This window comes from Acinetobacter sp. GXMZU3951 (genome assembly GCF_054457875.1).
In genome coordinates, this window is sequence record NZ_JBTLFO010000012.1 from 76375 (window position 1) to 85560 (window position 9186).

The 9186-nt window shown below is 44.0% G+C and carries 7 protein-coding genes and 4 tRNA genes; 8 read left to right on the plus strand and 3 right to left on the minus strand.

What is annotated here, in order from left to right:
* Positions 1-8: 8 nt before the first annotated feature.
* From ACX17N_RS15420 to ACX17N_RS15430, 3 genes are all read right to left on the minus strand, one after another.
* Entirely contained in the window at positions 9-593 is a 585-nt protein-coding gene (locus tag ACX17N_RS15420) for a dual specificity protein phosphatase family protein (protein WP_458893448.1), read from the minus strand.
* A complete protein-coding gene (locus ACX17N_RS15425) occupies positions 590-1408 on the minus strand; it encodes an MBL fold metallo-hydrolase (protein WP_458893449.1) in 819 nt (272 codons plus the stop codon). Before ACX17N_RS15425 ends, ACX17N_RS15420 begins: the two co-directional genes overlap by 4 nt.
* A 140-nt stretch (positions 1409-1548) precedes the next feature.
* On the minus strand, positions 1549-2190 hold the full coding sequence (locus ACX17N_RS15430; protein WP_458893450.1) for a peroxiredoxin: 642 nt from the start codon (positions 2188-2190) through the stop codon (positions 1549-1551).
* Positions 2191-2525: 335 nt separating this feature from the next.
* On the opposite strand from ACX17N_RS15430, the gene secA reads away from it, so the two are divergent.
* The 8 genes from secA (at position 2526) to ACX17N_RS15470 (ending at position 8993) form a co-directional block, all read left to right on the plus strand.
* A complete protein-coding gene (gene secA, locus ACX17N_RS15435) occupies positions 2526-5258 on the plus strand; it encodes a preprotein translocase subunit SecA (protein WP_458893452.1) in 2733 nt (910 codons plus the stop codon).
* A 176-nt stretch (positions 5259-5434) separates the two neighbouring features.
* Positions 5435-5791 carry a hypothetical protein gene (locus tag ACX17N_RS15440; RefSeq protein WP_458893453.1) on the plus strand — a complete coding sequence of 119 codons (357 nt, stop codon included), beginning with the start codon at positions 5435-5437 and terminating at the stop codon, positions 5789-5791.
* 221 nt (positions 5792-6012) lie between these two features.
* Positions 6013-7233: a bifunctional glutamate N-acetyltransferase/amino-acid acetyltransferase ArgJ gene (gene argJ / locus ACX17N_RS15445; protein ID WP_458893454.1), complete on the plus strand. Its 1221-nt coding sequence runs from the start codon at positions 6013-6015 to the stop codon at positions 7231-7233.
* A 148-nt stretch (positions 7234-7381) separates the two neighbouring features.
* Positions 7382-8449 (plus strand): quinolinate synthase NadA, encoded by a 1068-nt coding sequence (gene nadA / locus ACX17N_RS15450; RefSeq protein ID WP_458893456.1) that lies wholly within the window; start codon positions 7382-7384, stop codon positions 8447-8449.
* A 154-nt stretch (positions 8450-8603) separates the two neighbouring features.
* Positions 8604-8680, plus strand: a tRNA-Pro gene (locus tag ACX17N_RS15455).
* 46 nt (positions 8681-8726) lie between these two features.
* Positions 8727-8803, plus strand: a tRNA-Arg gene (locus ACX17N_RS15460).
* Between the two features lie 33 nt (positions 8804-8836).
* Positions 8837-8912: transfer RNA gene (locus ACX17N_RS15465), tRNA-His, on the plus strand.
* A gap of 4 nt (positions 8913-8916) precedes the next feature.
* Positions 8917-8993, plus strand: a tRNA-Pro gene (locus tag ACX17N_RS15470).
* Positions 8994-9186 lie beyond the last annotated feature (193 nt).

Consider the following 9186-nt stretch of genomic DNA (forward strand, 5'->3'; position numbering starts at 1 on the left):
TGACCTATTTAAGATGGATTCGAGAGTTGTTCTTGAATCCATTTTACATTTTCAGGGCTGAATAAATTTTCAATGTTTTGCCAAATGGGATGAAAACCATAGCCACCATATTTCATTTCTTGTAGCGCATCTTCAATCTTCCATTTTTCAAAAATAATTCGATACATGGCAATACTGGCACCAGTCCGGTCGGAACCGTGATAGCAATGAATCAGCACTTTTTGATGTTGTGCTTTTGCGAGTTGAATTTGACGCATCACCGCCAGCAAATCTTCACGGCTCATGGCCCAAGTATGAATCGGGATATGAACCAGATTGAATTGATCGGCATTGAGCTGTTTTGGGTCGTGGTCACGTGACCTTAGATTAATCACCACATCAATATCATTGGCTTGCAGTTGTTTGATCATTTCAGCATTGGGTTGTTCGCTACGGAACACATCGGCACTGACTTGATAAAAATTATTGGCCCGATCCAGTACGCTTCCCCAATGCTGAGGACGGCTGTCGGCTGGAAGTGCGGGTGTGGTCATGCAAGCGGTTAGATTCAGGGTAGAAATGATTAGACCGCAGAGGAGGAGTTTAGATTTCATCTTGATGGGTATCGTGCTAATTCAACAGGATCATGAGCGCAGATGAGTTGCACTTCAGGATGTGTTTGAGAAAGTATCTGCAGCCGTTTCAGATTGTCTACACGTGCTTGGTTATCTTCTGCAAAAAACTGCTCGAGTTGGTTCAAGGCTCTTAACGGATGCTGACCGTCAAGCTGTAAATGCGAGTAGTAGGCATCGCCACAGAAGAGTAGCCAATTCTCCTGATTACGGACAGCAATGCCACTATGTCCTGCGGTATGCCCCAATAGAGGAACCATTAAGAGGTCATTTTCAAACAAATCAAAATTACGAATATGTTTTAGATTAAACCAGTTTTCTTCAGCAATGGGTTCAATAAAGTTCCAGTAACGGTGTTGTTGAAACTGTTTGACTTTATAGCGTGCTTTTCGTTTGTAATGACTGAGGTTTTGCGTGGCATTGTATTCTGATGACAGGACATGCACGGTTGCGTGAGGGAAGTCTGAAATCCCTCCCGCATGGTCAAAGTCTAAATGCGAGATAAAAATATGCTGGACATCTTTCGGGTGAAAACCGAGTTTCTGGATTTGCGCGATAGCGGTCAGCTCTAAATTATTTTCAATGTTACCGAAACGCGCGATCATGCTACCTAGACGGGCTTTGGTATGCAGCAGATCTTGAACACCCAAGCCAGTATCAATCAGAACCAAGCCTCGGTCTGTTTCTAACAATAAGCAATGACAAATAACATGGGCATGCAGTCCCTTTTGTCCAAATAAGGGACCGCAAATGGGGCACATGCTGCCACAATGTAAATGATGAATTTTATGAATCACAGGAATTATTCTTAAAATGTGCTGCAGTATTTATAACTGACTGTCGCCTAAATACCAAATACAACTTGTTATCTAGGCATTAAGCAGACGGAAAACCTGTCCGTAGACAGGTTTAAAAGAATGATTGAATTCGGGATGCTTTATTTTAGATTCGGTTGCGGCGTTAGGCGTAAATAGGGTTTTACCGCGGTATAACCTTGCGGAAAGCGTTGTTGCAGTTCAGTTTCATCTTGTAAGGATGGAATAATCACCACATCGTCCCCGTGTGTCCAGTTGGCCGGTGTGGCCACTTTATGCTGGTCAGTGAGTTGCAAAGAGTCAATCACGCGCAAAATTTCATGAAAATTTCGTCCTGTAGAGGCGGGATAGGTAATGATGAGGCGGACTTTCTTATTCGGGTCAATAATTAGGAAAGAACGCACCGTCAAAGTTTCACTGGCATTCGGGTGAATAAAATCATACAGGGTGGAGACCTTTCGATCATGATCAGCAAGAATTGGGAAATTAACGGTGGTATTTTGAGTTTCATTAATGTCCTGAATCCAGCCCTGATGGGATTCAACATCATCGACAGATAGGGCAATGGCTTTGACTCCTCGCTTGGCAAACTCGTCTTGTAGTTTGGCGGTATAACCGAGTTCTGTGGTACAGACTGGCGTGTAGTCTGCGGGATGTGAAAACAGGATGCCCCAACTCTCTCCTAAATAATCATAAAAATGAATTCGACCTGTACTGGAGTCTTGTTCAAAATTGGGTGCGATATCACCTAGACGTAATGACATTTTAAATTCCCTCAATGCTGTTGTGTATTGGCTATAGCTAAGACTATCGCGCAATTCTTTTACTAAGAAAAATAGCTTTTTTGCATTTGGTTATGCAGCAATGGAATAAGCAAAATCCGTCTTGTTGAGAAAATAAGCAGGGATTCAAGATCAACGCTCTATATCGCTTGGCTGAAATTTGTTACATTATTTCGCCTTAGGTCAGGGGCTAGAACCAGTGATCAGAATTTTTTTATTGGTTTTGTGCAAAACCCTTGTACTTCAAATTTCTAGCACCATAATAACGTCTGAGAAAAAATTTATTCATTGACAAGCAAGATTTAGAGAGTCTATTCATGTTGGCAAGTCTGATCGGAGGAATCTTCGGTACCAAAAATGAGCGCGAACTCAAACGCATGCGTAAAATCGTAGACAAGATTAATGCGCTCGAGCCGACGATATCTGCCTTAAGCGATGCAGACTTATCTGCAAAAACCGAAGAATTCAAACAACGTTATAACAAAGGTGAAAGCCTCGATAAATTATTGCCAGAAGCATTTGCCGTTTGTCGTGAAGCCGCAAAACGTGTCATGGGAATGCGACACTATGATGTGCAGTTGATTGGTGGTATTACCCTACATGAAGGTAAAATTGCTGAGATGCGTACTGGTGAAGGTAAAACCCTCATGGGGACTCTCGCTTGTTATCTCAACGCAATTAGTGGTCAGGGTGTGCATGTCATTACTGTCAATGACTACTTGGCCCAGCGTGATGCCGAGTTAAACCGTCCATTGTTTGAATTCTTGGGTCTTAGCATTGGCATTATCTATTCCATGCAAAACCCAATGGAAAAAGCAGATGCTTACCGTGCCGACATTACTTACGGTACCAACAATGAATTTGGTTTTGACTACCTGCGTGACAACATGGTGTTTGCGCTTGCAGAGAAAAAGCAGCGCGGATTGGTGTATGCCATTATCGATGAAGTGGACTCAATTTTAATTGATGAAGCACGTACACCGTTGATTATCTCGGGTCAAAGTGATGACTCTTCTCAGCTTTATGCAGCAATCAATACGATTCCACCGAAACTACATGCACAGAAAGAAGAAAAAGTTGCAGATGGTGGTCATTTTTGGATTGATGAAAAACAGCGTTCGGTAGAAATGACCGAAGTGGGTTTTGAAACTGTTGAAAATGAATTAATCGAAATGGGACTCTTGGCTGAAGGTGAGAGCCTGTATTCAGCATCGAATCTCAACTTGGTGCATCATGTGACCGCTGCAATTCGTGCCCATTTCCTGTATCAACGTAACGTGCATTACATCATTCACGAAGGTGAAGTGATTATTGTCGATGAGAACACTGGACGTACCATGCCGGGGCGTCGTTGGTCAGAAGGTTTACACCAAGCAGTTGAAGCCAAAGAAGGTCTTGAAATTCAACCTGAAAACCAGACTTTGGCAACCACGACATTCCAGAACTATTTCCGTTTATACAAAAAACTGTCTGGTATGACGGGTACTGCAGATACCGAAGCTGCGGAAATGAAAGAAATCTATGGTTTGGATGTGGTAATTATTCCGACACACCGACCAATGATTCGTCAGGATCAAAACGATTTAATCTATTTAAACCGTAATGGTAAATACAACGCGATTATTCAAGAAATTCAACGTGTGCATGAGGCTGGTGTTGCTCCAATTCTGATTGGTACGGCCACGATTGAAGCTTCTGAAATTCTCTCGGAAAAACTGAAAGAAGCAGGCATTCAGCACGAAGTCTTGAATGCCAAGCAGCATGAACGTGAAGCAGACATTATTGCTCAAGCCGGTTCACCACGTGCCGTGACCATTGCCACCAACATGGCCGGTCGTGGTACAGACATTATTTTGGGTGGTAACTGGAAAGCCAAACTGGCCAAAATTGAAAATCATACACCTGAAGATGAAGCGCGTTTAAAAGAAGAGTGGGAGCAAAACCACGAAATGGTCTTGGCTTCCGGTGGTTTGCATATTATCGGTTCTGAGCGTCATGAATCGCGTCGTATTGACAACCAGTTGCGTGGTCGTGCAGGACGTCAAGGGGATCCAGGGGTTTCACGTTTCTACTTGTCACTTGAAGATGACTTGATGCGTATCTTTGCCGGTGACCGTGTAGTGGCTATGATGCGTGCCATGGGCTTGCAGGAAGATGAAGCGATTGAGCACAAAATGGTGTCACGCTCCATTGAAAATGCCCAGCGTAAAGTTGAAGCGCGTAACTTTGATATTCGTAAGAACTTGTTGAAATATGACGATGTAAACAACGAACAGCGTAAGATTATTTATTCGCAACGTGATGATGTCTTAGCAGAAAACACCCTGCAAGATTATATTGAAGAAATGCATCATGAAGTGATGAAAGCCGTGATTGCCAACTACATTCCTCCTGAATCAATTCATGATCAATGGGATATCGAGGGACTTGAGCGTGCTTTACGTGAAGAGTTCGCAGTCGATTTACCGATTAACCATTGGTTGGAAAGTGAACGTCGTTTGGACGAAGAAGCTTTGGTGGATCGTATTACTGATGAAATTGTGACACGTTACCGTTCACGTCGTGAGCAAATGGGGCCAGAATCAGCAGCGATGCTGGAACGTCACTTTGTGCTTAGTGCTTTAGATCGCCATTGGAAAGATCATTTGGCTGCAATGGATTATTTGCGTCAAGGTATTCATTTACGTGGTTATGCACAAAAGAATCCTGAGCAAGAATATAAGAAAGAAGCGTTCAATCTCTTCGTGAACATGTTGGCGGTAATCAAAACTGACGTGGTAACTGATTTGTCGCGTGTCCATGTTCCAACGCCTGAAGAGTTGGCTGCAATGGAAGCACAAAAGCAAGCCCAAGCCCAAGCCATGCAGCTGAATTTATCACATGATGAAGTAGATGGTTTAACGGGTGAAGTGACTTCGCAAGCTCAACCCGAACAACATGCAGGCTTTAGTCCAGCCTCTGCACAAGACATAGAGCCGCCTGCAAGCCGTAACTCGCCTTGTCCTTGTGGTTCAGGTCTAAAATACAAACAATGTCACGGTAAAATTTAATTTTATCAATTGATTAAATTAGCCCTTGTCCGATCTGATAAATGCTTCATGTCTGGCAAGGGTTTTTTATTGCGGCACGCAATGTAGTGAAATATTTGCAAGATGTGAATAAGGTTTGCAGTGCTAAACATTAAGTGTTATTAAGTTGCTCATCGGAAACTGAAAAGCGAAAGACAATGAAAAAATTATTACAACCTTTGGTTATTGCCGCTTTGGCAATCCCGACTTTGGCGATGGCGAATACTCCTGCAACTACGACCATGGCAAAGGTGACAGCCGCACAAGGGGCAACTACCGCGCCAGCAACGGTGCAAGATACCAATGTGACCGTCATGAGTCCGCGTACAGGGATTAAATATACCTTTCCAAATCCGCAGCAACGTCCAATTATTCTGAAAACCGCTGCAGTTAGTGCAGCAACCACAACCACAGCCAGTCGTATTGTGGCAGCCAATCCAGCGCTTTCAGTGGAAAGTCAGGAGCAAGCCAAGCAGGCTCTTGCTGGAAATTCTCCGCAGTTAGCTGCAAACTAAATCTGATTTATAAAATGCAGCCTTCGGGCTGTTTTTTTTTATGGTTTTTATTGAGCCAAGCGGGGGATTGTTGTCTCGTTATCCTAATTTTTAGAGCGCTTAACCATGAGTTTCCATCAAGCGTTGTAATCGTGAAGGAAATTGCCTGAAACACCTCGATTTTTAGCCGTATTTCTACTAAGCTGTGACACTTACTTGAACAACAAAGTGGACATTTCAAAATGGCAGTGGGTGACGTTACTATGCCACAGATGCATGTGGTTAAAGGGGTAAAAATCGGTTCGGCTGAAGCATATATTCGCTATCAGAACCGACGTGATCTGGTCATTTTTGAATTGGCTGAAGGCTCAAATGTCGCGGGTGTTTTTACACAAAATGCCTTTTGTGCAGCACCTGTACATGTATCTAAAGCACATTTAGCTGTCGGTAATCCACGTTATTTAATTATTAATACAGGCAATGCCAACGCAGGGACAGGTCCATTAGGCATGCAAAATGCCCAAGAAACCTGTGTGCAACTGGCTCAACTGGCTGGCGTAAGCCCAGAACAGGTTTTACCTTTTTCAACTGGGGTGATTGGTGAGCAATTACCAATGCCACGGTTAGTTGCAGGACTTCAACCTGCCTTAGACAGCGTGCAGGAAGATGCCTGGACCGATGCTGCCTTTGGCATCATGACCACAGACACCACGCCGAAAGGGGCTTCTGAACAGTTTGAACTGGATGGTGTTCGCTACACTATGACAGGAATTTCTAAAGGCGCAGGCATGATTCGCCCGAATATGGCGACCATGTTGAGTTATGTAGCAACGGATGCCCCAATTTCGCGTGAATTAGTACAACAACTGTTACATATTAGCGTGAACCAATCGTTTAACCGTATTACCATCGATGGCGATACCTCAACCAACGATTCCTGTATTTTTGTCGCGACAGGTCAAGCGGGCGGTGCTGAAATTACCTCGGTTGAAGATGCTCGTTATGCTGTTGTGCTTGACGTGTTAAACCGTGTAATGAAGCGTTTAGCGCAGCTCATCGTCCGTGATGGAGAGGGTGCAACCAAGTTTATGACCGTAGCGGTTGAAGGTGGTGCCGATACGCAGGAATGTTGTGATATCGCCTATAGCATTGCGCATTCACCCTTAGTCAAAACGGCATTTTTTGCATCTGATCCAAACTGGGGACGTATTTTGGCGGCCATTGGTTATGCAGGCGTGAAAAATTTAGAGGTTGAAAAAATTCAGGTTTGGTTAGATGATGTACAAATCTGTAAGGATGGTGGCGCAGCAGCTGATTATACTGAAGCAGAAGGCGCACGCGTAATGGCACAGCCAGAGATTACCATTCGGGTCGATTTGGGACGTGGACAAGCGAAGGACACGGTCTATACCTGTGATTTATCTTATGACTATGTCAAAATTAATGCGGATTACCGTTCTTAATGGAATTTGAGTGAAGAAAAGCCTCCGATGTGAGGCTTTTTTATCAATTAAGGTTTTTTGAATGACTGGTCAACGGCTTATGCATAGTTTGACCGTGTTATGGATGCACCGCTTGTAAACAAGCAGCTGGGATAGAGAAGACGTTTTTATGAATGATGCGACCAATTTAATTGCCAATGACGCAAAATCGATTGTGCAGGCGCATTTAGACCGTTTAGGCGAGCCAAAGGACAATCATTTAACTGAGCAAGCCAAACAGGAAAAATTTGAACAAATCAAAGCGGAATTGAAAAAACGTGATGCTGTTCTAGTCGCGCATTATTACTGCGATCCTGAAGTACAGGAATTAGCAGAGTTAACCGGTGGCTGTGTTTCTGATTCTTTAGAAATGGCACGCTTTGGTCGTGACCATGCTGCTTCAACTTTGGTTGTAGCAGGAGTGAAGTTCATGGGGGAAACTGCAAAAATTCTATCCCCTGAAAAAACCGTGCTCATGCCAACCTTGGAAGCAACCTGTTCACTCGATTTGGGCTGTCCAGTGGATGAGTTCACTGCATTCTGCGATCAGCATCCTGATCATACTGTTGTGGTCTATGCCAACACCTCTGCTGCGGTTAAAGCACGTGCAGACTGGGTGGTGACCTCAAGCTGCGCGGTAGAGATTATTGAGCACCTAGATAGCTTGGGTGAAAAAATTATTTGGGCACCCGATCAGCATTTAGGCCGCTATATCCAGAAAAAAACGGGTGCGGATATGTTGCTGTGGGATGGGGCTTGTATTGTACATGAAGAGTTCCGTGCACGCGGGATTGCCAATATGAAAGCCTTATACCCAGATGCTGCTGTATTGGTGCATCCAGAATCTCCAGAATCGGTCGTGGATATTGCGGATGCTGTGGGGAGTACTTCACAACTGATTAAAGCGGCTCAGACCTTGCAGCATGAACGTTTAATTGTGGCGACAGATCGCGGCATCTTCTACAAGATGCAACAAGCTGTGCCGAATAAAATTTTGGTGGAAGCACCAACAGCTGGTGAAGGTGCAACCTGTCGTTCTTGTGCACATTGTCCGTGGATGGCGATGAATGAACTCGATGGTATTTTGCAGGTCTTACAGCAAGGCGATCAGGAAATTCATGTTGATCCAGCCCTTGCCGAGCGTGCAAAACTACCTCTAGATCGCATGCTAAGTTTCAGCGCGAGTTTAAAACGATAAATATTGTATAAAAAATGTCTGAAATGCTTGATATTTATACGTTTGAAGCATTTTTTTAACTTTTTTTAAATATAGGTGTTGACGTTCTCGGGCGTCACGCCTAGAATGCACACCGTACCGCACGATGTGCGATACGAAAAAAGCTGAGATGAATCGGAGCATAGCACAGCCTGGTAGTGCACCTGGTTTGGGACCAGGGGGTCGTAGGTTCGAATCCTACTGCTCCGACCAATTCTTCAAGGCAAAGTATCGCATGATACCAAGTATCATCGGTCATGCGCCTGTAGCTCAGTTGGATAGAGCATCCGCCTTCTAAGCGGATGGTCACAGGTTCGAATCCTGTCAGGCGCGCCATTTGGTAGCTTGGTACTGTAGAACTTTATAGTGGTGGATGTAGCTCAGTTGGTAGAGCCCTGGATTGTGATTCCAGTTGTCGCGGGTTCGAATCCCGTCATTCACCCCAATTTCGGAGCATAGCACAGCCTGGTAGTGCACCTGGTTTGGGACCAGGGGGTCGTAGGTTCGAATCCTACTGCTCCGACCATCTTCTGAAGATGAAATAAATAATCCGCTTTATAGCGGTTTTTTTATGCCTGAAATTTAATACTCTGTTATTCGGCATCTTTCATCTTTCATCTTTCATCTTTCATCTTTCATCTTTCATCTTTCATCTTTCATCTTTCATCTTTCATCTTTCATCTTTCATCTTTCATCTTTCATCTTTCATCTTTCATCTT